Genomic DNA, 26,986 nt, shown 5'->3' on the forward strand with positions numbered 1-26,986 from the left:
TTATCTATTTATATAAGAAAGCCTCGGAGACAATTCTCCGAGGCTTTCTTTGTGAAACAAGTAATCTATTACAGATTTAGCACTTTCTTTAGTTCTTTGTAGCCTGCAAGGCTCATCTTTACTTGTAGATTGTTTTGAAGCTTTAAGACTTGGCTTTGCTTTTCATAGAGTTCTATCCGCTGTATATAATCTATATTTATAATGCTGGAACGATGTACCCTAACAAATTTATTCTTGGGTAGATGTATTCCAAAATACTTCATTGTTTGTTCTTTCAAGTATTTCCCTTTTGCTGTAAAAATCATTACATAATCTCCTTCAGCCTGAATAGATATAATCTCACCTATAAATATAAGATCAATCTTTTGCCCATTTTTTACAGCTATATGTTCTAATACTTCAGTTTCGCAATTATCTTCTGTTTCAGATATTTCTTCCAGAGGTTCAGTAGCTACTATTTTTTCAGGGGTTGCTTCTATAGGATTGTCTTCTTCCTCTTGATTTCGTCTAAAGATAGATCCATAAAATAATATTATCAATCCAGATACAAGCAGAGCAATGAAAATACGTACAGGTATTGTTGGAAAGAAGAGTTTAAGTATATCTTCCGAAAGTAGAATGTAAAGAATCAATAAGTTTATACCTACCCAACAAAGTACAAAGAGTATTGCTAATGCTCCAGAATTAATTATTTGCTGAACTTGTGATGATTTATAATTGGCATACTTCATAACTTCTCTTAGCAAGAAAGTCAGAGTAGCTAACAATAACCCTGATACAACCCCATCTAGAACTAAGTAAGAGGTGGGTAAAGGTATTAAGGGAGCCATTGCTATGACCATTATGATTAAAGTTGTGATGGCAATAATCAATGGGCCTATTATTAAATTAAAACGACTATTATTCATATTTAAAATGATAAGATCTCGAGCCTATTGTTTAGTTTCTTATTTCGATACTCCCGAAAAGGCAAGAAGCTTTCATATTAAAAAAGATATTATCTTCATTAGTTGGTATGTCTATTATTACTCTTTTATCCTGAATATCACCAAACATGACGCTCGATTTCATATTTATTTGCCATTCGCTAGGCACATAAATAATTACCGATCCAAACATCGAATTGACTTCCAATTTATTATTTTTATTTAAACCGCTTACTTTTCGAAGATCAAGTTTTATTTCTCCAAAGGCACAGTTAACTTCTCCTCCCCTAAAGTTCGACGAAAATACGATTTGCTCGCTGCCATTAAATAGTACTGATTTATCTATACAGTCATCTATTGTTTGATTTGTATTTGAAAAAGCCTCGGTCGTAGCTGATTCTGATTTTTCCGAACACCATTTCTTTTGGCAGCAACCGCGATCATTTTTTTTGAAAAGGAATAAAAACCCTGCAATAATCAGTAGTATAGGCCAGCAATCTTGTGCTTTAATAAGTACACCATCAAATAAATCGGGGAAAGTTAAGGTAACAACCGGCAATATAAAAAAGACTCCAACGGAGGTAGTGATAATTCCACTCGTAAATTGGCGGTTAAATAAAAAGGCAACTCCTAAGGCTATCAAAAGCATTTGCCATGATATAAGTATGGGTTTGTATATTGCTGGCAAAAGCCCCAAGTTAAACGAAAGAAGAAGTATGCCCGCCAATACAAGCAGTATTGCAAAGCTTATTTTTGATCCGTTGCTATGATTGCGTTGATCTATTTTTAATTCATTTTTCATAATTGTAAATTTTATTTGTAACAAATGTAACTGTATATAATATGACAGGAAACAGAATATCGATGAAACGAGTATTTTTGTCGATAAAGTGGCCTTTCTTTATCAGGAAGATAATAGATATTTATTATTAATTAGCACCTGATAATATATAACTCTTGATGTTAGCAAGATCGGAAAAGTCTAAACAGGCTTTTGTTTCTAGTTTTGTAACGAAACAATTAAATACATGCAACAAAGAACAACGACAAAGGAAGAGTATCAAAAGCAGGTAAATATTATTATCGAATACATCAATAATAATCTGAATGAAGATTTAGACCTGCTCACTTTAGCGGAGAAAACAATCTTCTCCTCATTTCATTTTCATAGGATTATGAAATCTTTTTTAGGAGAGTCTCTCGGAGCATTCATAATGAGGATAAGAGTCGAGACTGCAGCTCGATTGTTGTGCTATACCGATTTGCCTATTCAAGATATAGCCTATCAGGTTGGCTATGAAGTCCCCTCTTCTTTATCTAAAGTCTTTAAGCTGTTTTATAATGTTTCGCCAACAGAATTTAGAAACAATAAAAATTACACTATTATGAGACCTTTGCTATTAAATAATGATCTTAACTTAAAAGCTCCCAAAATACGAGAAATAGAATCGAAAGAAGCTATTTATCTACAGATCTTTGGTAAATATTCGGATGTAGATTTCTGTGGATCGTGGAATAAATTGTGGCAATATGTGAAAGAAAATAAATTGTTCTCAGCAGGTATAGAACATCTGTGTGTTTACTATGATGACCCTAAAGTGACAGAAGCAGATAAGCTTCGTACAGATATTTGCTTGGTAATTCCTCAAAAAGCGAAGACTATACCTAATGTTGAAGATATTTGTGTTTTTAATGAAAATACTGATAAAGTAAAAGCTAAAGGGCAGATAGGAGTAAAAGAGATAAAAGGAGGTAAATATGCTGTGTTTTCTTATCAAGGATCTTATGAAAATCTAGGAAGTGTTTATGATACTATTTATGGGAAATGGCTTCCAGAGAGTGATTGCAAGTTAAGAAATACATCGGGGTTTGAAAAATATTTAAATAACCCAGAACGCACATCTCCCGATAAATTAAAAACGGAGATTTATATTCCTATCGAATAAGAGGTAAATGAAAAGGGATAACCATTGTGGTTATCCCTTTTCATTTTTATAATAAGATATGTTTTCATCTTTTATTTTACATCAAACCAAAGTCTTGTTGTTAGCAAATCTTCCCCTTGGTTTGCAATAGCAACTTTGTAGCTTTTACCATTCAGAGACTGTTCGCTACCAGGGTAGAAGAAGCGTAAAGGCATTTTACCTTCCAATACTGTGGCTGTTCCTGCTTTTAGCTCAGGATAATCTAAACGTCTCCATTCAGCAAAAGCATCTAACCCTTGACCATAAAATGCAATCCATTTTTGCTCTCCAATCGATTTTTTGTAGTTTGCAGGATTATATTGTACAGATGGTTGATTCAGATAGTCGCTAATAGTTTTGGTATTTGTAATTCCAAATTGATTTAAAGAAGCTGTAATTGCTTGTTTGTAATATGTTTCTGCATTACCTGTAATAAGACCTCTTGCTACCGCTTCTGAAAGAGCAAATTGCACTTCAGCATAACTAAATATAACAGCGGGAGATTGAGATGTCAAGAAATAAGTTCCAGGTTTAGATGTTTTTGCAAATCCTTGATTGTTAGCATCACTATTAGACAAACCATTAGCAGCTCCTACATATTTTCCAACAGAAGGATCTGATGGTAATTGTGCATATACTGACAATCTAGGATCGGAAAGTTCCGATAATTTATCTACTATAGTTTTAGATATCCTATAATCATCTCTAGTTTCGAACCATGCTGCTGCAGGATTCTGTTGTGGAGAGCTTGTATAGATAAACTGGAATGTTTCGCTATTATTGCTTATCAAACCAGATGGATCGCTGGTAATACTTGCTAAAGTTTGTTTTGCCAAATCGGGTTCACGGTCAGAGATTCGCAAAGCAATACGTAAGCGTAGAGAATTTACAAACTTTTTCCATTTCGAGATATCACCTTTATACACTACATCTCCTGTGATACCATCTTTTGATGGATCCAACAATTGTTGAGCCTGAGTCAAATCTTCTAATAGACCAGTGTATACTTCTTTTTGAGTATTATACGCAGGGGTTACTATCTGCCCAGCTTCTTTGTATGGAATGTTTCCGTAAGTATCAGTCAGTAATAAAAATGTCCATGAACGTAATGCTAGAGCAACACCCTTAAAGTTAGAATTTGCCTGTGCGTCGGGAAATGCCAGAATTGTATTCAAGTCTGTAATTAAAGTAGCATAACCGGTATTCCACAGGGTGGTTATTTCAGTAGCAGTGTTTGATAATTCGTATCTATCAGGTTCTGTATATTGGATTTTTGCCCAATGTTGTATAAACAGTAAAGACGAGTTGAAACTACTATTTGATCCCCAATATAAATCTGCTCCATGTTTTAAACTACCTGTAAGGAGGAATGGAGCTAGAGGTGTCTCTGTTGCATTTGGATTTCTGTTTATGTCATCCAATTGGTCGTTGCAAGAACTAAGAGCAAATGCAACTAATATGAGTGATAATATATTTTTAAACATAAGTTCTGTTTTTTCTAATTATACATTGTAATATTCAGATGTTCAATCTTAAAACTGTAAGTTCAGATTAAGACCAAAAGATCTTGTTGTAGGTAATGCTAAACTTTCTAAGCCTTGTGCATTTCCTGTATTGAATGCTGTTTCGGGGTCGATATTTGGTGCATCTTTGTATATAAAGAATAAGTTACGACCAAATGCTGATATATTAGCACCTTGTAAACCTATACTCTTGGTAAAGTTCTTGGTGAAAGTATATGTCAGTTTTATTTCGCGGAACTTTATATAATCTGCTTTATATACATAAGCTTCGTTGATATTGTAAGAAGCTTTATAGTATTCTTGTGCACTGATTATAGTTGTATTTGGATTACCATTTTCAAGAACTCCTCCGAATATCATTCCATCGTCATATACATTTACTCCGCTTGGAGCTTGACCACCATTTACCGGAATTTTATTTCCTTTAGTATCATTGCCTGCGTAGTAGTATTGAATACCTCCATATTCTGCACCACGACCTGTAAGAGTTTGTTCTAAAACTCCGGTGTAATTACCTGTTCTGTTAGTTCCAGAGTAAATGCTTCCACCAATGCTGGCATCAATAAGGAATGAAAAGTCGATATTTTTGTATGTGAATGTATTAGAGATACCACCTAACCAATCAGGAGTATATTGTCCTAATACTTTCTTTTCAGGGTCGGCTTTAGGTAAACCGTTTGATGCCACTATAATATTACCACTGCCATCTCTCAAATAACCAGTACCATAAAGGATACCATATTTTTGACCTATGGATGCTAATACTTGTACACCTCCCGATGCTCCGATTTCGTAATTTTCAATTAAACCGTCTTGATCAAGAACTACAACTTTACTTTTGTTTTTAGAATAGTTTAAGCCAATATTCCATTTAAAGTCTTTTGTCTGAACAGGAATAACATCTAATTGTATTTCAACACCCTTGTTGTTAATTTTACCTGCATTAAGTAACTGAGAAGTATATCCGCTTGCTGCAGATGTTTTTATTTTAAGAATCTGGTCAAAACTATTTGTATTGTACACTGCAACATCAAGTCGAACTCTGTTCTTAAACAAACTTGTTTCTAATCCAAACTCAGTAGAACGAGTTGTTTCTGGTTTAAGATTAGGATTGTTTTTTTCTTTAGATGATGTTTGAATAGGATTTCCCTCAAAAGCAGGTTCGAAATTATAGATAGTAGCCAATTGATAAGGATCTGCATCTTTACCTACTTCAGACCATCCTCCACGTAATTTAAGGAAGTTCAATACATCACTTTTAATATTTAGAGCTTCAGTCAAAACAAAACTGGCATTTACCGAAGGATAGAAATATGATCTGTTATCACGAGGTAATGTTGATGACCAATCATTACGACCTGTAATATTCAAATATGCATATCCTTTATAACCCAGTTGAATAGAGCCGTATCCACTATATATTCTTCTCTTTCTAAATTCATTTGTAGATATTAACTGATCTCTTGAATTGGTAAGTGTGTATAGATCAGGAACAGCTAATCTTGGAGCTTTTTGATAATTATTCTCAAAAGTATTATTCATGATATTGAATCCACCAAGAGCATCCAATTTTAGATCTTTAGTCAGATCACGCGTATATGTCAATATACCTTCTGTATTGTTTTCGCTTACAGTATATGCATCTTCTGCGTACGATCCGTATGGAGTACCGTTAGTTCCATATTTAATTTGGTATTTGCGGCGATCGTTATAATAATCAGTTCCTGTACGGAATTTAAAATCTAAACCTTTAGCAAGATTAATGTCTGCGTGTACATCTCCAATAATTCTGTTTCTTTTTTGTTCAACAGTATTATAGTATGCATTCCAATAAGGGTTGCTATAATAACTGTTGTTCCAGTTTTGCTCTCTGTTGTTTTTTAATTCGTTTATATCAACTTGTCGACCAAACCATAGGAATTGAAGCATTACACCTGCAGCACGTCCTCCTGATGGACCTCCCGGTAAGTTAGGAACATCGCTTATAATGTAATTTGCAGTAGCTCCTACTTTGATTCTTTTAGTTACTTGATAATTTGTATTAATCGTGAAATTGGTTTTCTTAATCTGAGTGTTAGGTACTATCCCTTTTTGATTTTCGTGATTTACACCTAAGCGGAAATTATATTTATCATCAGATCCTGATACCGATACACCATTGTTAAATGTAACACCAGTATTAAAGAAGTCTCTTACGTTGTTTGGATGAGCTACAAAGGGAACAGCTACACCATTTGAGAAGAACTGTGGAATAAGTTGTCCGTTAAGTCTTGGACCCCAACTTTCGTCTACTCCATCATTTATACCTCCACCTTTACCATCAACATAGCTGAATAAGCCATTCGATCCTTGTCCGAATGAGTTTTGGAACTCAGGAAGACTTGCTACCGTAGAAACAATTACACCAGAATTGAACGATACACCAATTCCTTTTTGTCCTTTACCTGTTTTAGTAGTAATCAAAATAACACCCTGTGCTGCACGAGATCCGTATAATGCTGCTGCATTAGGACCTTTAAGTACACTCATCGATTCTATATCTTCAGGGTTAAGGTCGGCTATTGCATTTCTAAAGTCACGAGTAGCTCCACCTGAATTCAATTGCGAATTATCTACAGGTATACCGTCTACGATAAATAGAGGTTGATTGTTTCCGGCAATAGATGTTTCACCACGGATAACAATACGCGACGATCCCATGTCTCCTTGAGAGTTAGTGATACGTACACCTGCCAATTTACCAGCTAATGAATTAAGTAAGTTAGGCTCTTTATTGCCTTGTAATGCATCGCTTTTTAGCTCTTGCGTGGTGTAACCCAATGATTTTTTCTCTCTGTTGATACCTAAAGCAGTAACTACAACTTCATCAAGAAGATTGTTGTTTTCAGATAAAGTTACACTGATAGGCTCGTTGCTATCATAAACATCTACTTCTTGAGTTCTGTATCCAAGAAAATTGAAAACTAGAGTAACGGGAAGTTCTTCTGATACTTTTATTGAAAATTTGCCATCAAAATCGGTTGCAGTATTTACTTTAGCCGATGATTTTAATGTTATAGAAACTCCGGGTAGAGGTAGGCGGCTTCTGTCGTAAACCTCTCCGTGTATTGTTGTCTGAGCATAAATTACAGTTCCTCCAAGTAAAAATAGAGTCAGTAAGAGTGCTTTCGCTATGTTATATAGCGATTGAGATTGTGAGTACAGCATATGATTTAGTCTTTTTTTTATTCGTGAATCAAGTAGTAAAATCGGTTTATTTCTCTAAGCTGGCATAGTTGATAATCTGTTGTTGGATGTTCTTTTTCTCTTTAGAGTCGATATTAAGAAATCCGTAAACATGATTCAATTTTTGACCATCTGTAACAATCCACTCAATAAAGCTTTGAACTTCTTTAGGTAGTTTTTCGTCAAAAGCCAAACTAACAGTTTCGATTGGAATAAGATTTATTTTTTCACCTTCTAATAAAGAAAGCGTTGCATCTATACCCGAATTCACTGCTTGCCATTGGTCTTTTTTCAAATCAATTGGAAGTATTGCAATGTTTTCTTTTAATTCGCGGGTTTTAGTATCATATATGTATGAAAGATAATTGAAAGCAACACCTGATTCATCTTTCTTCAATGCATTGATAAGGAAAATATCATCTCCTGCTATTTTTTTGCCTCTTAGCTGATCTCCGGTTTTACCAAAATATCCCGAAATTACGTCAGAGTTAGATGCTTCTAAGCTTCCTGAGTAGATTGTAACTTCGTTTTTAAAAGGATATTTGCCCGAATCATCAATATCTTTTTCGAAAAACAATTGTTTGAGCTTATTTCTGTCCAAACCTTTGTTGTTTATTTCTTCGAAAAGAGGATTTTGTTTATTTGCTACAGGCAGAATAGCATATCTTGCAACTTGCAATGATTGTTGTGCAGGATTCTTTATTTGATTCTCATTTGTAACTACACTTATATCTATTGCCTCGCTGTTTGTATTGCGATCAGCCACTTTAATAACTACATTAGGGTTAACTTTGCTATATTCGTTTATCCAAGCATTTAATATTGGGTGAGTAAAGTTAGCTCCCTTTATATATAGCGTGTTATCTGAATTCTGAGCTAGTATAGATGTACTTACTAATAGTAAAGTAGCAATAAATGTTAGTTTTATATATCTTGAAGTTTTCATATTGATTCTTTTTTTGTTTTTTGATAAAATAAAATGGTCGGTATAAAATGACCTTATAAATTGGAGGAAGTTGATTAGCAAGGCATGCACATTCGCATATGCGGACAACAATATATATCGGTAAGTAAAGCTTCCACAGCTTGATTAGCCGATGATAAACAAGATAGAGACGCGTCCTCTTGTGTTGAATAAATTTGATTTATTGATGTGAAAAATAATGATTTCATACCTTGTAAACTATTAATGATAAACCTTTAAAACTGAGTATTAAAATTCTTTCACAAAAGAAGCCAATATATGCTAATTGGAAAATACCATAGATGTGGTATATTTCTTTTGGCAACTAATAGTCACGGGGAGGTTATTGATATATTTACTTGTAGGTAGATTTCTTGTTTATAAATAAAAAAAGGGGGGATTGTTCGGTTAAAAAGAGGTGAATTCGGACAAAAATTGAAGTTTCTTTCTTTTTCGTGAAAATAGCGAGTGTTTTATTTGGATTTGTCCCGAAAAAGTGTTAAATTAAAGCAGAGTAGAATCAATATTTAAAAATTCTAGAATTCTAGTTTTTCTATTGTCTTTTCTTTATTGCGTTATTAATGAGGTTTTAATCATTATTTTTTCTTTTTATTTAATGGTATAGAATCCTTTTTTTTATCTATGTAGAATTGACTAAGTCTATTATAGAATACTATATTTCATTTTGAAAAACCTCATATTTAACTCAATTTTTTCTATTGTGTTGGTGTCTTTCCTCTTGAAACTAGTAAATACGCTATTATCTTTCCATATAAGCAGTAAATGATTATTTTTGCTTACAAATAATTATCTAATGGAAAAATACGGACTTATAGGCTATCCTCTTAAACATTCTTTTTCTTCTAAATTTTTTGGAGAAAAGTTTGAGACAGAAAATATTAATGCAGAATATTCTAATTACGAAATATCTGATATAAATACTCTTCCTTCGATCATAACCTCAGATCCATATCTAAAGGGTTTGAATGTAACTATCCCCTATAAGGAGCAGGTAATTCAATTTCTAGATGAATTGGATGATACAGCTAAAGCTATAGGGGCTGTTAATGTTATTAAGGTAATAAGAAAAGAGAATAGTATAATCCTAAAAGGTTATAATTCAGATTTGATAGGATTTCAGAATTCGATAGAGCCGATGATCGACCCTCTGCTACATACCAAAGCTTTGATCTTAGGAACGGGTGGAGCATCGAAAGCGGTAAAGTATGGACTCAAACGCTTGGGTATAGAATCTAAATTTGTTTCACGTACGGCCCGTCGGGATTCTTTCACCTATGATGATCTTACTGAGGAAATATTATCCGAGTATAAAGTTATAGTGAATAGTTCTCCTGTGGGTACATTTCCGAATGTAGAAGAATATCCTGCTATTCCGTATGAATATCTGACTGATTCTCATTTGCTTTATGATTTAGTGTATAATCCTCCAGTTACAAAATTTCTGGAATTAGGACAAAAGCAAGGAGCTAAAATAAAGAATGGTGGAGAAATGCTTCAGCTGCAAGCCATAGCAGCATGGGAAATTTGGAATGACATCTAATATTCAAGAGTATGATTCGCAAATTATTGGAATACGTAAACCTGCAAAGTGAAATAGAGAATTTTGATGAAATTCATCAAAGTATCGAGAAAGGTATCATATTTAAAGGTACTAATCTTTGGATTTTAGTGTTTGCTATTATTATAGCCTCCGTTGGTTTGAATACAAATTCAACAGCTGTAATTATAGGAGCTATGCTTATTTCTCCTTTGATGGGACCAATAACCGGAATGGGGTACAGTATTGCAATAAACGATCATGTACTTTTTAGGCGTTCTATAAAGAATTTTACATTTGCAGTAGGAGCTAGTTTAGTTGCATCTACACTTTATTTTATGATTAGCCCTGTATCGAATGCTCAATCTGAATTGTTAGCTCGAACAAGTCCTACAATCTATGATGTGTTGATTGCTTTGTTTGGAGGTTTCGCCGGGATTATAGCTATAAGTTGTAAAAACAAGGGAAATGTTATTCCCGGAGTTGCTATTGCTACGGCTCTGATGCCTCCTCTCTGTACTGCCGGATACGGTTTGGCAACGGGTCAACTTAACTTTTTCTTTGGAGCCTTTTATCTTTTTACTATCAATACAGTGTGTATTGCCTTAGCTTCTACGGTGGTAGCCCAGCTTCTGAAGTTTCCGATACGCAGCAATATTGAGGATATAAGAAAGAAACGAATCAACCAGATAATATCAGTAATATTGACTATTACAATTCTTCCGAGTATATACTTGGGGTATAAATTGGTTCAGGATGAAAAATTTACGATCAATGCTCAAAGATACACAGAGAGTGTGAGTATATATAAAGGAAATTATTTGCTAAAGAATGAAATTAAAGCAGACAAGAAGCAAATACATTTAATATATGGAGGAACCTCATTTACTGATGAGGATAAAAAAAATATTATTGATAGAGCTATCGACTTTCAGATAGATACTGCCGGTGTTAAGGTAGAGCAGGGGCTTTCTTTTGAGCCTGACCAGAAGGATAAAAATCTTATACAAGAAAATAGCCTTAGACAGGAGATTAATCGATTAACTATATTGCTAAAAGAAAACGAATTAAAGACAGATAGTATAAAAAATAGGTTTTTATTAGGTAAGCAATTACTTCTGGAGATTGCTCCTTTATATCCGCAAATAGAATCATGCAATTATTCCGAAGGTTTTACTTATTCAAAAGATACAGCGGAGCAGCGGTTGAAAACAAATGTGGTTATATTTACCCTGAAAAAGAAGCAACCTCTTAATGCGAAAGAAAAGGATAAGATAGAAGAATGGCTAAAAAAACGATTAAGCACTAATCTTATAATGACGTTCTTTCAAGAAAATAATTGAGGTTATCTTGAAAATATAAAAGGGAGAAGTTGCTCAACTTCTCCCTTTCTCTTTTTACCCATAAAACCTAAAACACTATTATTTTTCAGCTAGCAACTCATCTACTAGTTTGTTGAAATCTGCTTTAAATTCGTCATAGAATAATCCTGTTGCAGGTCCGTTAAAGCCTGTGTGGATTTTTCGAACAACACCTTTTTTATCTATAAATATAGTTGTCGGATAACTTTTCAATCCTCCATCTAGTGCAGCTAATACTTTTTCTGAGTCAGCTATCTTTCCTCCAAATAGAACATCGTAAGTAATACCGTATTTATTAACTAAATTAGATAGAACTTTTTGTACATATTCGGGATCGTCTTTACGTTCAAAGGCAAGACCAACAATTTCTACTCCTCTATCTTTATTTTCTTTATACCAAGGAGCTAAAAATTCAGCTTCGTCTAAACAATTAGGACACCAACTGCCCAATACGGAAATGATAACTACTTTGTCTTTGAATTTTGGATCAGTCAGCGAAACTTCATTACCTTTCAGATCTTTTAATTTCAAATCAATAGAGTTATATCCTTTTTTCAGTTGAGTAAGTCCGTAAGGATCTGCAAGGCGAGCATTTGCATTGCGAGTTCCCTTGATTTTTTGGCTACCTCTTGCAGTAATAAATTCACCTTCAAAATTATCTTTATCGATGAATTTACCTTGAATAAGATATGGGCTTAAGCCTGCAAAAGCAGAGAGTCTGAATCCGTTTTTGTCGGATACTCCTTCAAGGTAACGGAAGTCGCCCGAATTAGTTAAGATAGAACCTGTAAGAATACCATCTTTTTGGCTGAATATACCAACATTGTTTTTTGTCTCTGTTTCGGTGATGAATTGAATATCCCATTTTCCATCTAAAGAATCAGCTGAAGTACCTTCTGTAGAGAAGCGTGGAGTATCACCATATACAGCTCTGAATTCTACCCCTTTGTCATTCTCGGAGAATAATCTACTGAATAATCCAGTAATAGTATCTCCTTTTATTTGTCCTCTAAGTTCGGTGTCGTATGCTCTAATTGGGATAAATACGCTGTCTCCTCTGTATGTTATACCTTCTAGTGGAACACGTTCGGCTCCATTTATTAGGGTGACAACAGCTAAACTATCTGAATTGCCCTTTTCTACTTCAAACGAAAAAGGAATACTTCCGTCTTTCGCATTGAATTCGGCATGCCATTTCCCGTCTTTTAATTTTGTAGTCTCTTGTTTATCGTTCTTGCAAGAGGCTAGTCCTATTGCAGCAGATAATCCCAGTATTAAATATTTTTTCATTGTTATCTATTTTGTGTATTTTACATACATATAGTAATTCGTAAACCTCTAATTGGAAAGGCTGACCGAAATGCAAATATATGATTGAATTTTGTAAAATAAAATCCCATAAGTATGGTATTTGCCAAAAAAGCAGTTCTATATTATGTAGAACTGCTTTTATAGATATCTTGTAAAAAGGTTTGTAACCTTATTTCAATAGCGAAGCAGGGTTAAGGTTCTCACCTTCTATATCTTTGAAGTATCTGTAAGTTCCAACTTTAAGCTCTTCGGTTGCAGCTTCATCACATACAATGATTGCTTTCTCGTGAAGTTGTAATGCTGTAATAGTCCACATTTGGTTAATGCATCCTTCTACTGCCTGAGCCAATGCTCTTGCTTTGTTGTGACCATTTACCATGATTAATACTTCTTTTGCATCTAATATCGTTCCTACTCCTACTGTAACAGAAGTTTTAGGTACTTTATTAATGTCATTATCAAAGAATCTTGAATTAGCAATAATTGTATCCTTTGTCAATGTTTTTATACGGGTTCTCGAAGATAATGATGATCCGGGTTCGTTAAAAGCGATATGTCCATCGGGACCTATACCTCCTAAGAATAGATCAACACCACCTACTGCTTTCATCTTTGCTTCGTATGCTGCACATTCTGCGTTAAGATCTGCCGCATTACCATTCAGAATGTTTACGTTTTCTTTTTTGATATTCACATGGTTGAAAAAGTTATCCCACATAAATGTGTAATAGCTTTGTGGATGGTTTTGTGGTAAACCTACATATTCATCCATATTGAATGTGATTATGTTTTCGAACGAAACAATTCCTTTTTTATTTAATTCAATAAGGCTTTTATACATCCCAAGCGGAGACGATCCGGTAGGTAATCCTAATACAAAAGGTTTGTCTGCCGTTGGTTTTGCTGCATTAATTTTTGCTGCAACATAATTTGCCGCCCATTGCGATAGGTTGCTAAAATCTGACTGAATAATTAATCTCATGTTGTATAGTGTTTATGGTTTTCATATTACAAAGAAAGATAGACTTTATGCAAGCCTATCTTTCTTTCTTATTATTGAGGGTTAAAGAGGCTTGTATTCCACGAATGCTTCAATAGCTTCGTAAGATGCTAATCCCAGTCTGCGATATAACTCAGCTGTAGCATGATTTCTGTCCTCAGAACGTTGCCAGAACAAACGCTCGTCATTACCTAAGAATGGAGCACTTTCCATCTGAGATTGGTGTTTAAGGATAGATAGACGTTTTGAACGTAGCTCTTCAGGAGAAATTGGAACAGCCATTTCTATGAAGTCAATTTCCCACTCAGCCCAAGCTCCGCGGTACATCCAAAAACGACAGTCGTTTAACCATTCTGTTTTTTCGTTCTTCAATTCATCAACTGCAGCAAGAATTGCATCAAGACATACTTTATGTGTTCCGTGAGGATCGGCTAAATCTCCCGCAACAAATACTTGATGTGGTTTGATTTGCTGTAAGTATTCTTTTACAATCTTAACGTCGGCTTCCGATATTGGATTTTTCTTTACTTTACCTGTTTCGTAGAAAGGAAGATCCAAGAATTTGATTTTTGAATCTTTTATTCCAACAAAGCGACATCCGGCAGTAGCTTCTTCACGACGAATACGTCCTTTCATGAATAATACATCTGCAGTATCTTCATCTCCTGCTTTCTTTTCCTTCATTAAGAAGTTGAGAACTTTTGCTAATTCTTCCTTTAAAATCGTGTCATTCGGATTATATTTAGCACGAACATTCTCCATGAGAGATGCATAACGAATAACTTCTTCGTCACCTACTGCTATATTTCCCGAAGTTTGATAAGCTACATGCACATCGTGATGTTGATTTACCAAACGTTGGAATGTTCCTCCCATCGAAATAACATCGTCATCAGGGTGTGGGCTGAATATAATTACACGTTTTGGATATGGAGTTGCTCTCTCCGGGCGATTTGTGTCATCTGCATTTGGTTTTCCTCCAGGCCATCCAGTGATGGTGTGTTGAAGGTCGTTAAATACTTTGATGTTCACATTGTATGCAGAACCATATAATGCTAACAGTTCGCCAAGGCTATTATTTTGATAATCTTTATTTGTCAGTTTAAGGATTGGTTTGTCTACTTCGAAGCATAACCATACAATGGCACGACGGATTAGTTGATTTGTCCAATCACAACTTGTAACAAGCCAAGGTTTGCTTATTCTTGTAAGATCGTATGCTGAATTAAGATCTGTAAATATTTTTACATTAGGGTGATTTTGTAACCATGAAGCTGGTATTGCATCACTCTTCTTGCCTTCTACTACATCTTTTACACTGTGAGCTTTATCTTCTCCCCAAGCAATCAAGGTAATCTTTTTAGCCTTTAGCATGGTTGAAATACCCATAGTAATAGCACTTTCGGGAACTTTATCTAACGATCCGAATGTGTTTGTTGCTTCTTTACGTGATTGGTTATCAAGTAAAATAAGACGAGTTTGAGAATTGATGTTCGATCCAGGGATATTCACACCAATATTTCCACCTCTACCTAAACCTAGTAATAGGTGATCTATTCCCCCAAAGCTTTCGATCTTATCCTCGTAAGATTTGCAATGTGAGAAGATTTGGTCTTTTGCAACTTCACCATCAGGTGAGAATACTTTAGTCCAATCTATATCAACGTGATCTAAAAGAAGATCTTTTAATAATTGTAGGTTGCTGTCCGATCCTTTTTGAAGGGGGTAATATTCGTACACACTAAAAATTACAACATTCTGGAAACTTAGTTTTTCCTCTTTGTGTAATCTTACCAGTTCTTGATAAATGGTCTGTGGCGAATGTCCTCCGGGAAGAGCCAGTACATAATACTCTTTAGTTTCTTGTTTTCTTCTAATCTCTTCGCCAATTTTACGGGCAACATAGTTAGATGCTGCTTTTGATGACTCGTAGATTTGTGTGTCAATTTTTTCATAGCGCGTCAATGCTGTTTGCTCAAAAGCATTAGTCGGATGATAATATCTCTGAGGTATCCGTTCTAACGTAATCTGAGAGCTTAAATCTGTTTTCATATCTTTTTTTATTTCGGTTATATTTAAGATTGAACCATCTCTAACAAAGATAGGCATTTTAATGTTCAGAATATTCGTTCGATTAAAGCTATTTTTCATCTTTATAATGAAAATTAGGTACTTTTTTGTGATACTGTGTATATGACTGTCAATATCTTGGGTTATTTTATAATCTGATCACTTATCAAAATTTTCTATTTGTTAATTAACTTTTCGGTTTGCGTGGATTCCGTCTTGTTTTTGTTCTTTGTTTGTATCTAATGCCTCTTATTTTTCGGGAATTACTACCATATATCTAAAGTAAGATAATGCCTTAAATAAAAAACGGCTGTAAGAATATTCCTACAGCCGTTTTTGTTATTGATTAAAGAGTATTATCTCTTATTCCACCATAAAGGAGTAGTTGTTCTATCTTCGCCACCCAATAATTGAAGAGCTTGTTCGTAGCCGGCCAAGTTGCTAGCTTTTAGGTTAGCAGGGTATCTGTAGCGTTTTGGGAAAAATTCTAATCTAGACTCTCTCGATGTTGCCGTTGTTAAAGGCACTTGAGTTGTAGGGTCATAATCTTTTTCAACAGCTTGGTTTTCAAAGAATGGAAGTCCTAAGCGACGGTGGTCAGACCACGCTTCAAGAGGCAACCAAGGCACTTGAGCAATGTATTTTTGAGTAATAATCTTAGTCAAATGGTCATTGTTTACGCCATCTTTGTAAATGCTGTTCTTAGGATAGTTGTAAGTGGTTGTTCCAGCTTGTCCTGTATATCCATCTACATAGTTAGCAGTATAGCTTTGAGCTTCTGTAGTATGATTAAATGCCACTGAAGTTCCAATTCTGTTATAATCTGTAGACGTGATATATGCACCATAAGTGCTACTCAAATTGTGATATTCAAGACTGGCAGCAACACCTTTTTCGTAATTGCTTTGTGCGCTTCCTGGTACTGTCCATCCATATACTGCAGCTTCTGCTAGCAAGAAGTAGCTTTCCCATGGTCCAAAGAACACACGTTTGCTTGTACTTGTTCTATACACTTTAGATAAACAAGGGAAGTTCTTGTATTGAGATATTAAATTTGAAGATATAGCTGATTTTTTATCCCATGAACCCGAAACATATGTATTCCATGTATACTTTGTTGTAAGAACAATAGTGTCTTTTATAGTTTCAGTAGGATATAGTTTAGCAGTTGTTGCTAAGCCTATTATGTCAGAATAAATTACACCATCATCATATCCGGGTATGTGATTTAATTTAGCAGCTCTAGGGTCTATCTTTTGAGGAATTCCATCAAGGAAATAGATCGCCACAGGATCATTAGTTGTTGCCGGTAAATGTTGATCAAGTTTTAATCCTAAATAGTTTTTACTATCTTTCAAATAAGGTTTTAATGAAGCGGGTACAGGAAAGTCAACACCACCTAATCCTACAGTAAGATTGTTGAATGTAGTAGACATTACTTGTCTGTTCCACGAACGACTCATTACCCCTGTAAGTGCATCCCATCCGTCTCTCTCGGCTACTTGTGCAATATCTGCACTTTCTGAAATAAATGATTTAGAAGCAGCATCTTCAAAGTTTTCTTTAGCAACAGCGGGAGCTACAACAGATAACCTCATAGATAATCTCATACGAAGAGAATTAGCGTATTTTTTCCAATTGGCAACTTTTCCACCGAAGAAAGGATCTGACTCTTTTACATCTGACATGTCAATAGTATTGCCATTGGCATCTTTGTCCGATAAAGCAGCTTCAGCTTCTTTTAATTCTTTTAGGATAAATGTATAGATCTGCTCCTCGCTATTGTATTCTGGGTTTACACCTTGAAATGCATCAAGTGCAGGTATTGGGCCAAATCCATCTGTTACTTCAGATAGTAGATATGCTCTCCATATACGAGCCATCTGGATTACATTATTGGCAGAGCTAGAGTTGATATTATTTGCAATATGGTAGTTTGCCACAGATATAGATTGGTTTACATCTCTAAGCCATCCCACTGAGTAACCTGTAGAAAGGTATTCTGTGATCCATGAGTTGTCGTCCGAACCCGTTGTGATACCTCCATTGCGATCGAAACGTGCAGCGCCTTTCCATGTTAGAACAAACATACGTTCAGCTATGTTTGGGTCCATCTGTGTTTCAATTATAGATCTGTTCAATAGCCATTGAGGCTTTACGTCACCTTGTCCTACTGCTCCTGGGTCTCTGTTTATGTCTTCAAAATCACTACATGCTGAGAAGAGAGATGCCAGACAAAATAGTCCTGTGTATATTATATTCTTTGTTTTCATATTTTATCTTCTTTTTAAATTAAAATCCTACAACTAAATTAAACATATAAGAACGAGTCGTAGGTGAAGCTAAGTTTTCGAATCCTACCGCATTTGTGTTTGTTGAAGCCACAGATTCAGGGTCAATTCCTGGAATGTTACTATGGATCATCCATACATTATTACATGTAGCAGATACACGTAGCTTTTGGATAGGTGTGTTTTTTAGGAAGTTTTTATTGAAACTGTAGCCTAAAGTTAGATTTCTAAGACGGATGTTTGTAGCATCATACGTGAAGGCTTCTCCAAGTCCAAAGTTTCCGGGAGTTAGACGACCCCAGTAGTCTTGAGGATTTACAGGTGTAGTGTTCTCTACATATCCACCTTTACCGTCGGATGTTACAGTGTTTGGCACAACAAAGTCTTCTCTTCCGTTTACAGCTGTTCCTTTAGCATTACCATTGGCATGTAAGATTGCAGTTGTTCCCGAGAATATTTTACCTCCAACACGCATATCGACTAAGAAGCTTACGTTAAATCCTTTATATTCGAAATTGTTAGTGATACCCAACATCCAATCAGGACTTTGGTTACCTAAATAACCTTGGGTGTTAGTTGTAAGAGGAAGTCCTTGTTGGTCTGTAATAATTTGTCCGAAGTATGGGCTTGATTCATCTTCAACGCGTTGGTATTTTGTTCCATACATTACTCCGTAAGCACCACCTACTTCTGCATAAATTCTCATTTCAGAGAAGCGGTCTGCAAGCGAATATTGAGTAACACCATCAGTCAAAGATTTAATTTTAGACTTGTTTGTAGAGAAGTTAGCAGTAGCATCCCAGTTAAGACCTTTTTGGTTCTGTAAGATTGTACCATTTAGAGTTAACTCGAAACCTTCGTTTTGAATATCTCCTGCATTGATTTTCTTAGAAGCATATCCAGAGAATGGGTCTAAAGCGATATTCAACAGTTGGCGAGTTGAGTTCATTTTGTACCATGAAGCATCTAAGCCTAATCTGTTGTTGAAGAATCTTAAGTCAAGTCCAACTTCGTATGACTTAATTAACTCACTTCTCAGATTGTCATTATAAAGTACATTGTTAGTATTTGCAATAGGGTTTCCATTAGGATCTAGATTTACCTGGAAATTATTGTATAATTGATAAGGATCTAAATCGTTACCTACCTCTGCATAAGAAGCTCTTACTTTTGCAAAAGAAATGAACTCAGGTAGGCTACTACCAAGTTTTGGAAGCATATCTGAAATTACACCAGAGAAACTGAATGATGGATAGAAGTATGATCTGTTTTCTTTGCTCATAGTTGATGACCAGTCATTTCTGCCTGTTACATCTAAGAACAGATAACCATCCCAGTTTAATTGGAACATGCCATAAAATGAATTCAGTTTTCTTTGAACAATCGTGTTCGAAGATTTTGGTAACTTGATTAAGTTTGTAAGAGTAAATACATTAGGAACAAGTAACTCTTCAGGGCTTACTACTAATTTCTTTCTATTTTGAATCATAAGATTTCCTCCAAAAGAGAAAGATCCACCTAGACGATCAATTACATTGTCTTTATGTACAGAAGATAAGAAACTGTAGTTGTTTTCATAGAAAGTTTCCGAATTCTCGCCATAAGTACCTCTTGGTTTGGTAGGACCTCCTGTAAATACTTTTTCATTGGCATTCGTTGTATAATAGTCTGTTCCTCCTTTAATTTCAATATCAAACCAGTCAGTAGGTTTGTATTTTAAAGAAACAGTACCTAGTAGACGGTATCTGTTATCTTGATTTCTTCTGTATCTGGTAGCCCAATATGGGTTTTCTTGTGGGCTTTTGCCTTCATCGTACCATATCATATTGCCATTTGCATCTACTGCTTGTTCCCAATCTCTGATATTGATAGATCTGGGTAATGTGTAGATAGTGTTAAATGGGTTGGCAGGATTTACTCCTTGTATTGGTCTGTTATTTGTATTTGTATTGATGTAATTTGCTTTTGCATCCAATATCCATTTGTCAGAATCATCTAGTGCAGATGTTAATCGCATTGTGATGCTGGTTCTGTTTTGTTTAGATTCAGGAGTCATTCCTTTGTCATCTAGACGATTTATAGATGTAAATATTGAAGTTTTATTTACTTGTTGTTGGAAGCTTACACCATTGTTAAATGCTAAACCTGTGTTGAAGAAAGCATCTATATTATCGTATGTGCTTAAGTCATTGTCTACACCCACTTGTGGTCCCCAGCTATTTCTGTCTTGGCTATCAAATACGCCTCTGGTCCCTTGACCAAAAGAATTCTGCATTTCAGGTTTCATGAAAATAGTTTCTGCGGTTAATCCCGAAGTAACTGTGATTCCAACTCCTTGTGTCTTTTTTCCTGATTTTGTGGTAATAAGAACAACCCCGTTACCTGCACGCGATCCGTAAAGAGCGGCTGCAGATGCACCTTTAAGTACCGACATTGATTCGATATCATCAGGGTTAATATCCGAAAGACCGTTACCCATGTCCATTCCGTTCATACCAAAAGGATCATCAACACCACCTGTAAAGTTATCCATCGGTATTCCGTCAATAACAATTAAAGGTTGGTTGTTTCCGGTTAAAGAGTTGTTTCCTCTAAGTAGGATTTTTGAAGATCCTCCCATTCCGTTACTAGAACGTACGATTTGAAGACCTGCAACTTTACCTGATAGAGAATTTACAATGTTAGATTCTCCGGTTTCTAATAGAGCATCACCTTTTAGCTCTTGCATTGCGTATCCTAATGCCTTTTTATCTCTTTTTATTCCTAAGGCAGTAACAACAACTTCGTCAAGAAGTTTGGTATTCTCAGATACAATAATGTCGATTTTAGTTCTTCCGTTTACTTGAATCTCTTGAGGATTGAAGCCTACATAAGTTACAACCAATGTAGCATCAGATGGTACTGTAAGTTTATAGTCGCCATCTAGTCCTGTCATCGAAGCATTAGTCGTTCCTTTTTGAACTACACTTGCTCCAATAAGAGTTTCGCCTGTGGCATCAGTTACAATACCTGATACTGTAATCTTTCCTCCTGTTTGTGCATTTAATGTCATGCCTGAAAGTAGCATGACCAGTACCATCGTAATAGGATAGAGAAGACTGAGCCCTCTTCTTTTGGGTACTTTTGTTTGTTTAATGTGCTTACTGTTTTCCATAACGCCGCTTTTTAGTGAAAATATATAAATTAAAGATTTTCTTTTGGTGAGTTAATTGTTTTGTTTTAAATAGATTAGATTGGTATTGTTTGCTTGGTATTATTGATTATTTTAACTACTATTTATATTTGTGTGACAAAACTATATAGCTTCTTATCTTTTACAAAATTAGAACTGTTAATTAACATTCCCGGATATTGTCGTTGTTTGTCATGTTGTGTGATCACTTTTTTTGTTGCATCTTATTGCATGTGAGATGTTTGATGGGCGTAACAATGACGCTATTGCTTTTGGTTTGCTGAGCAGGCATGTTATTAAACATATAAAACAAGGTTCAAGGAAATGCTCATAAATGTCTTCGAAATTTTGCTGAACGATCTATGTTTTATCTATATTGATTCTACAATGAAAAAATGTATCTTTGTTTCTTATTTAAGAAATGTATATGCCTGCAAAAAAGAGTAAAAAGAAAAAAAAGAGTGCTAAAACGACGTCAAATATACTTCGTTTTCTGCGTAGCGAAAGAGGACATTTCCTGATGGGGGTATGTGTGATCTTTATCGCCTTGTTTATGCTTATTGGAATGATTTCTTTTTTCTTTACTGGTGCAGCTGATCAAAGCAAGGTTGCAAATAAGTATTTTATAGATTTAATAATCCATAAGCAGGATATAAGTAACTGGACAGGTGTCGGAGGAGCTTTTATTGCTGAGGCGCTTATCAATAAATATTGTGGAGTATTTTCTTTTGTTATACCTATATTTATAGGAATAATAGGGGTTCGCTTGATTGGTATTAAAACAATATCTATCCTTCGTGCATTTATTCTATGTTCCTTTATTCTTATCTGGGGGTCGATTTTTAGTTCGTTTATCCTGACCAAGATATTTCCCGATAGTCACATAATCTGGGGTGGAAGCCATGGGTCGGTTTTGGAACAACTTCTCGAAACAGCCTTGGGTGGCATTGGTGTATCACTTATTATTATATTACTGCTTGTTGTTTTTATAATAATAACGAAACAAACATCGGTTGGATTCTTTAAAAATCTATTTCCAGGATCGAATGGCGTTCCTAAAAGCGATTTGGTTGAGGAAGATGATTTTGAAGAAACAGAAGAGGATAACGAAATTATTGAGAAGAACTCAGTATTAAGTAAAATCTTCAATTGGTTTAAACGAAAAAAAGACAAGGCAGATGCTGCAGAAGATAGCTTAGAGGAGGATAACTACCTTCCTTTAAATAATGATTTGCAAAGAGAGTCTTCTTCTCCGGTTTATACGCCTCCTGTTCAGAATAAGCCAATTTTGAACAGACAGCCTAGATCTATTGATGTTGAAGATGATTTTGAGGTAGTTATTCCTCAAGAAGAAGCATATCAAGAAAAAAGGAGTAGTCCCTCTGTTCAACCGATTCAAAATAGAGAAGAACGTGATGAATTGACTGCATCGGATGTTGAAGAGATGGAGGATTATGATCCTACAAAAGATTTATCAAACTTCCATTTTCCTTCGTCAGACTTACTAAAAGTCTATGACAACACCGGAAAAGGAGTTGATATGGCTGAGCAGAAGGCGAACAAAGATAAAATTATAAATACCCTCCGTAACTATGGAATTGAGATAACATCAATTAAAGCAACAGTAGGACCTACTATTACGCTTTATGAAATTGTACCTCAAGCTGGAGTGCGTATTTCTAAGATTCGAAATCTGGAAGATGATATTGCTTTGAGTTTATCAGCTTTGGGTATTCGTATTATAGCCCCTATGCCGGGTAAAGGAACTATCGGAATTGAGGTTCCGAATAAAGATCCGCAGATTGTATCCATGCAATCGGTTATTGCTTCGAAGCGTTTTCAGGAGTGTAATTATGATTTGCCAGTAGCTCTTGGAAAAACTATCACCAATGAAATATTCATGTTCGACTTATGTAAAATGCCTCACTTGTTGGTGGCAGGAGCAACAGGTCAGGGTAAATCGGTTGGATTGAATGCTATTATAACTTCGTTGTTGTATAAAAAGCATCCGGCAGAAATGAAGATGGTTTTGGTAGACCCTAAGATGGTAGAGTTTAATATTTATTCAACTATCGAAAAGCATTATCTGGCTAAATTACCAGATGCAGAGAAAGCAATTATTACTGATGTCAGTAAAGTAACTCAAACGTTGAATTCTCTAACAAAGGAGATGGACGATAGGTATGAGTTGTTGATGGCTGCCAGTGTGAGAACAATAAAGGAGTATAACGAAAAATTCAGAAAAAGAAGATTAAGTCCGTTAAAAGGTCACCGCTTCTTACCATACATCGTTGTGATAATAGATGAGTTTGGCGATCTGATAATGACTGCCGGAAAAGAAATAGAAATGCCGATTGCACGTATTGCTCAAAAAGCGCGTGCTGTGGGTATGCACATGATTATTGCGACTCAACGTCCTACAACCAATATTATCACGGGAACTATTAAAGCGAATTTCCCTGCTCGTATGGCTTTCCGTGTGACGTCTCAGATTGACTCACGTACTATTTTGGATATGTCAGGGGCAAATCAACTGATCGGTCGGGGAGATATGTTGTTCTCGCAAGGTAGTGATTTAGTGCGCATACAGTGTGCTTTTGTGGATACGCCCGAGGTTGAGGAGATTACACAATATATTGGAAAACAACAAGGGTATTCTCATGCGTTTGAATTGCCTGAATTTGTTGGAGATGGAGGAGGTGATGATAAAGTAGGCTCGGTTGATCTGAGTGATAAGGATCCTCTTTTCGAAGAAGCTGCTCGTTTGATTGTTGTTCATCAGCAAGGTTCTACATCACTTATCCAACGAAAATTCTCAATAGGGTATAATCGCGCTGGACGATTGATGGATCAACTTGAAGCTGCCGGAATAGTAGGAGGTACTCAAGGTAGTAAGCCAAGAGAAGTGCTTATTATGGATGAATATAGTTTGGAGCAGAAATTAAGTTCTATTTGATAGATCGTTAATCTCACAAGATAGTTTCTATGGAAAACCTTAAAGAAGGGTATGTTAAAGAGCCTTACCCAACTCAAACTAAACGTTACTGTCAGTTTCTTAAGCTGAAACTGGATGGGGATAAAGTGGAACAGTATAAATACTGGCACAATAGTCGAAATATCTGGAAAGAAATTCCTCAAGGTATTCGTAAGGCGGGGATATTAGATATGGAAATTTATCTCATTGGAAACATGGAGGTAATGATTGTTGAAACTCCTCTTGATTTTAATTGGGATGAAGCTTTTGGAAAATTAGCGACCTATGAGCGTCAGGAAGAATGGGAAAATTTTGTATTGCAGTTTCAGGATGTTGAGAAAGGTGGAACTTCCGAAGAAAAATGGCAATTGATGGAGCGAATTTTTTCTTTAGAAGATTGCCTGAAAGAGAAGTAAACTTTACGATATTTTAGTCTATTGGTTTCCCTCTATCAATAATGGGAGTTAATTGCTGCTGATCTTTTTTAACTAAAGAGTTGATTTCTTCACTGCGAATTATTGTCAGATTCTTCAATAAGTAATATATTTGAGGAACTCGAATTGGATATGATTTGCAACCTATAAGTGTTGAATTAAACGTTTTGGTTTAAGATCAGTCTAAGGAGAAAAGTTAAAAGGACATTATGAATAAAAAATTATTGATACTTGTATTTCTTTTTTCGGTTCTGGGTTTAAATGCTCAGGATGCTAAAAGTATTCTCGATAAAGCGAATCTTGCGTATAACCAAGCAGGAGGTATTACTGCATCTTTTACAATAAATACAGAAGATGTAAAAGGTAAGACTGTTTATAGCCAAGATGGAAAAGCCTATCTTAAAGGCAATAAATTTAAGATTGATGTACCTGACGGAATTACTTGGTTTGACGGAAAAACACAGTGGGTGTATGCCAAAGGTGGCGATGAGGTGAATGTGAGTAACCCAACGGGAGAAGAGCTTGCCGGAGTTAGTCCATCCGTTTTGTTGAGCTTATACAAAACAGGTTTTAAACTCAATTATAAGGGTGAGAAAAAAGAAAAAGCTAAAACTGTCTATGTTGTAGAAATGATTCCGTTAGGGAAGAAAACCGAATTTACAAAGATGGTTATTCACATCGATAAAGCAACCAATATATTTACCTCGGTCAATACATTTGGTAAAGATGGTGTAAATAATCAATTGATAATAACCAAACTTCAAACAGGCGTTAATCTGCTGGATAATCTATTTGTTTTTAATAAAAAAGAATACCCTCAGATTGAAGTCATAGATTTGCGTTAATAACCGCATTTGCTATAGATTCTGTTTATGTTTAAATAGAAAATAAGAAACAATAAGAGTTTGTTTTGATAAATGGTGCCTATATCTTTGTGGTTAATATTGAAATAACAAAACAAAAATAATTGCTATGAGTGAAAGAGTACGTTGCCTGATTATAGGCTCAGGACCGGCAGGATATACTGCTGCAATTTATGCTTCGAGAGCAAATCTTGCTCCAGTTTTGTATGAAGGAATACAACCCGGTGGTCAGTTAACAACTACTACAGAGGTCGAAAATTTCCCGGGTTACCCAGAAGGTATAAGCGGAACAGAATTGATGGAAGATCTAAAAAAGCAAGCAATTCGCTATGGTGCCGATATACGTACTGGAATAGTAACTGCAGCAGATTTGAAGTCAACACCTAAAAAAATAACAGTAGATGGGAAAACCGAAATCGAAGCCGATACGGTAATCATATCTACAGGAGCAACAGCTAAGTATCTGGGTATACCCGATGAAGCTAAATATGCAGGTATGGGTGTATCTGCTTGCGCAACTTGTGACGGATTTTTCTATCGTAAAAAAGTGGTAGGTGTAGTAGGTGGTGGAGATACTGCTTGTGAAGAAGCTCTTTATTTGGCAGGAATGGCAAGTAAAGTATATCTTATCGTTCGTAAGCCTTTCTTGAGAGCATCAAAAGTGATGCAAGATAGAGTGATGAAACATGAAAAGATTGAAGTCTTGTTTAATACCAATGCACTAGGTCTTTTTGGCGAGAATGGTGTTGAAGGAGCTCATTTAGTAAGAAATATGGGAGAGGCTAATGAAGAAAAATTTGATATCAATATTGATGGTTTCTTCTTGGCGATTGGTCATAAACCCAATACAGATATTTTTGTAGGTCAGTTAGATATGGATGAGACCGGATACATAAAAAGAGTACCCGATAGCCCCAAAACAAATATACCTGGGGTATTTGCTGCTGGTGATGTTGCCGATCCTATTTATCGTCAGGCTATTACTGCGGCTGGTACCGGATGTCAAGCAGCCATAGAAGCCGAAAGATATTTGGCTGATTAAAGCATAATTATAGATAATCTATGAAAAAGGAGTCGACTTTTTGTCGGCTCCTTTTTTTATGACCTTATTTTTTGGTTAATAGCTCTCAAAAAGACTCATAGGGGATAAATAACTTTATCATTTACATTGATTTTTTCTATTGCCTTATTCCAAAAAGAAAATATTCCTGATAATTTCTTTTCTTTTTGTCAAAAAAAATCTTTCTACTAAATCTGAGTAAATTAACGTATTTTTTATAAAAATTCTTTTATTTTCTACTCTTCTTACTTTCTTTTCCTTTTATTTTGATATAGTTTCTTTTGAAACTA

The 26,986-nt window shown here is 35.3% G+C and carries 17 protein-coding genes; 7 read left to right on the plus strand and 10 right to left on the minus strand.

Features of this window, described 5'->3' with window-relative positions:
- Positions 1-68: 68 nt before the first annotated feature.
- Positions 69-830, minus strand: coding sequence for a LytR/AlgR family response regulator transcription factor (locus tag HGC4_RS02405; RefSeq protein WP_157258080.1), 762 nt, complete (start codon positions 828-830; stop codon positions 69-71).
- Positions 831-939: 109 nt separating this feature from the next.
- Complete coding sequence (locus HGC4_RS02410; protein WP_050708523.1) at positions 940-1,728, minus strand: LiaF transmembrane domain-containing protein; 789 nt, start codon at positions 1,726-1,728, stop codon at positions 940-942.
- Between the two features lie 226 nt (positions 1,729-1,954).
- Between HGC4_RS02410 and HGC4_RS02415 the strand changes: the two genes are divergently transcribed.
- A complete protein-coding gene (locus tag HGC4_RS02415; protein WP_050708524.1) occupies positions 1,955-2,872 on the plus strand; it encodes an AraC family transcriptional regulator in 918 nt (305 codons plus the stop codon).
- Positions 2,873-2,943: 71 nt separating this feature from the next.
- Here the strand turns inward: HGC4_RS02415 and HGC4_RS02420 are convergent, their stop codons facing one another.
- The 3 genes from HGC4_RS02420 to HGC4_RS02430 are packed head-to-tail and all read right to left on the minus strand — an operon-like array spanning position 2,944 to position 8,584.
- Positions 2,944-4,374 (minus strand): SusD/RagB family nutrient-binding outer membrane lipoprotein, encoded by a 1,431-nt coding sequence (locus tag HGC4_RS02420; RefSeq protein WP_050708525.1) that lies wholly within the window; start codon positions 4,372-4,374, stop codon positions 2,944-2,946.
- Positions 4,375-4,422: 48 nt separating this feature from the next.
- The gene (locus tag HGC4_RS02425; RefSeq protein WP_082204044.1) at positions 4,423-7,620 is read right to left on the minus strand and encodes a SusC/RagA family TonB-linked outer membrane protein; all 3,198 of its coding nucleotides are present in this window, start codon (positions 7,618-7,620) and stop codon (positions 4,423-4,425) included.
- Positions 7,621-7,666: 46 nt separating this feature from the next.
- The gene (locus tag HGC4_RS02430) at positions 7,667-8,584 is read right to left on the minus strand and encodes a hypothetical protein (RefSeq protein WP_050708526.1); all 918 of its coding nucleotides are present in this window, start codon (positions 8,582-8,584) and stop codon (positions 7,667-7,669) included.
- 832 nt (positions 8,585-9,416) lie between these two features.
- Here HGC4_RS02430 and HGC4_RS02435 point away from each other — a divergent pair.
- Together HGC4_RS02435 and HGC4_RS02440 are read left to right on the plus strand one after the other, a co-directional pair.
- On the plus strand, positions 9,417-10,163 hold the full coding sequence (locus HGC4_RS02435; RefSeq protein WP_050708527.1) for a shikimate dehydrogenase family protein: 747 nt from the start codon (positions 9,417-9,419) through the stop codon (positions 10,161-10,163).
- A gap of 11 nt (positions 10,164-10,174) precedes the next feature.
- A complete protein-coding gene (locus tag HGC4_RS02440; RefSeq protein ID WP_050708528.1) occupies positions 10,175-11,503 on the plus strand; it encodes a TIGR00341 family protein in 1,329 nt (442 codons plus the stop codon).
- A 78-nt stretch (positions 11,504-11,581) separates the two neighbouring features.
- Here the strand turns inward: HGC4_RS02440 and HGC4_RS02445 are convergent, their stop codons facing one another.
- From HGC4_RS02445 to HGC4_RS02465, 5 genes are all read right to left on the minus strand, one after another.
- The gene (locus HGC4_RS02445; RefSeq protein ID WP_050708529.1) at positions 11,582-12,811 is read right to left on the minus strand and encodes a peroxiredoxin family protein; all 1,230 of its coding nucleotides are present in this window, start codon (positions 12,809-12,811) and stop codon (positions 11,582-11,584) included.
- 190 nt (positions 12,812-13,001) lie between these two features.
- On the minus strand, positions 13,002-13,814 hold the full coding sequence (nagB, locus tag HGC4_RS02450) for a glucosamine-6-phosphate deaminase (protein WP_050708530.1): 813 nt from the start codon (positions 13,812-13,814) through the stop codon (positions 13,002-13,004).
- Positions 13,815-13,895: 81 nt separating this feature from the next.
- Positions 13,896-15,884 carry a glucosamine-6-phosphate deaminase gene (locus HGC4_RS02455; RefSeq protein WP_050708537.1) on the minus strand — a complete coding sequence of 663 codons (1,989 nt, stop codon included), beginning with the start codon at positions 15,882-15,884 and terminating at the stop codon, positions 13,896-13,898.
- A gap of 374 nt (positions 15,885-16,258) precedes the next feature.
- Positions 16,259-18,175: a SusD/RagB family nutrient-binding outer membrane lipoprotein gene (locus HGC4_RS02460; RefSeq protein ID WP_050708531.1), complete on the minus strand. Its 1,917-nt coding sequence runs from the start codon at positions 18,173-18,175 to the stop codon at positions 16,259-16,261.
- 19 nt (positions 18,176-18,194) lie between these two features.
- Complete coding sequence (locus HGC4_RS02465) at positions 18,195-21,260, minus strand: SusC/RagA family TonB-linked outer membrane protein (protein ID WP_242047199.1); 3,066 nt, start codon at positions 21,258-21,260, stop codon at positions 18,195-18,197.
- Positions 21,261-21,792: 532 nt separating this feature from the next.
- Here HGC4_RS02465 and HGC4_RS02470 point away from each other — a divergent pair.
- The 4 genes from HGC4_RS02470 (at position 21,793) to trxB (ending at position 26,678) form a co-directional block, all read left to right on the plus strand.
- Positions 21,793-24,321: an FtsK/SpoIIIE family DNA translocase gene (locus HGC4_RS02470; RefSeq protein ID WP_050708532.1), complete on the plus strand. Its 2,529-nt coding sequence runs from the start codon at positions 21,793-21,795 to the stop codon at positions 24,319-24,321.
- Positions 24,322-24,350: 29 nt separating this feature from the next.
- Positions 24,351-24,755 carry an L-rhamnose mutarotase gene (locus HGC4_RS02475; RefSeq protein WP_050708533.1) on the plus strand — a complete coding sequence of 135 codons (405 nt, stop codon included), beginning with the start codon at positions 24,351-24,353 and terminating at the stop codon, positions 24,753-24,755.
- Positions 24,756-24,982: 227 nt separating this feature from the next.
- The gene (locus HGC4_RS02480; protein ID WP_050708534.1) at positions 24,983-25,618 is read left to right on the plus strand and encodes an outer membrane lipoprotein periplasmic chaperone LolA1; all 636 of its coding nucleotides are present in this window, start codon (positions 24,983-24,985) and stop codon (positions 25,616-25,618) included.
- Positions 25,619-25,745: 127 nt separating this feature from the next.
- Positions 25,746-26,678, plus strand: a complete 933-nt coding sequence (gene trxB / locus HGC4_RS02485; RefSeq protein ID WP_050708535.1) for a thioredoxin-disulfide reductase — start codon at positions 25,746-25,748, stop codon at positions 26,676-26,678.
- Positions 26,679-26,986: the final 308 nt, after the last annotated feature.

The sequence above is a fragment of the Dysgonomonas sp. HGC4 genome (assembly GCF_001261715.1).
In the GTDB taxonomy this organism is placed as follows: Bacteria; Bacteroidota; Bacteroidia; order Bacteroidales; family Dysgonomonadaceae; genus Dysgonomonas_A.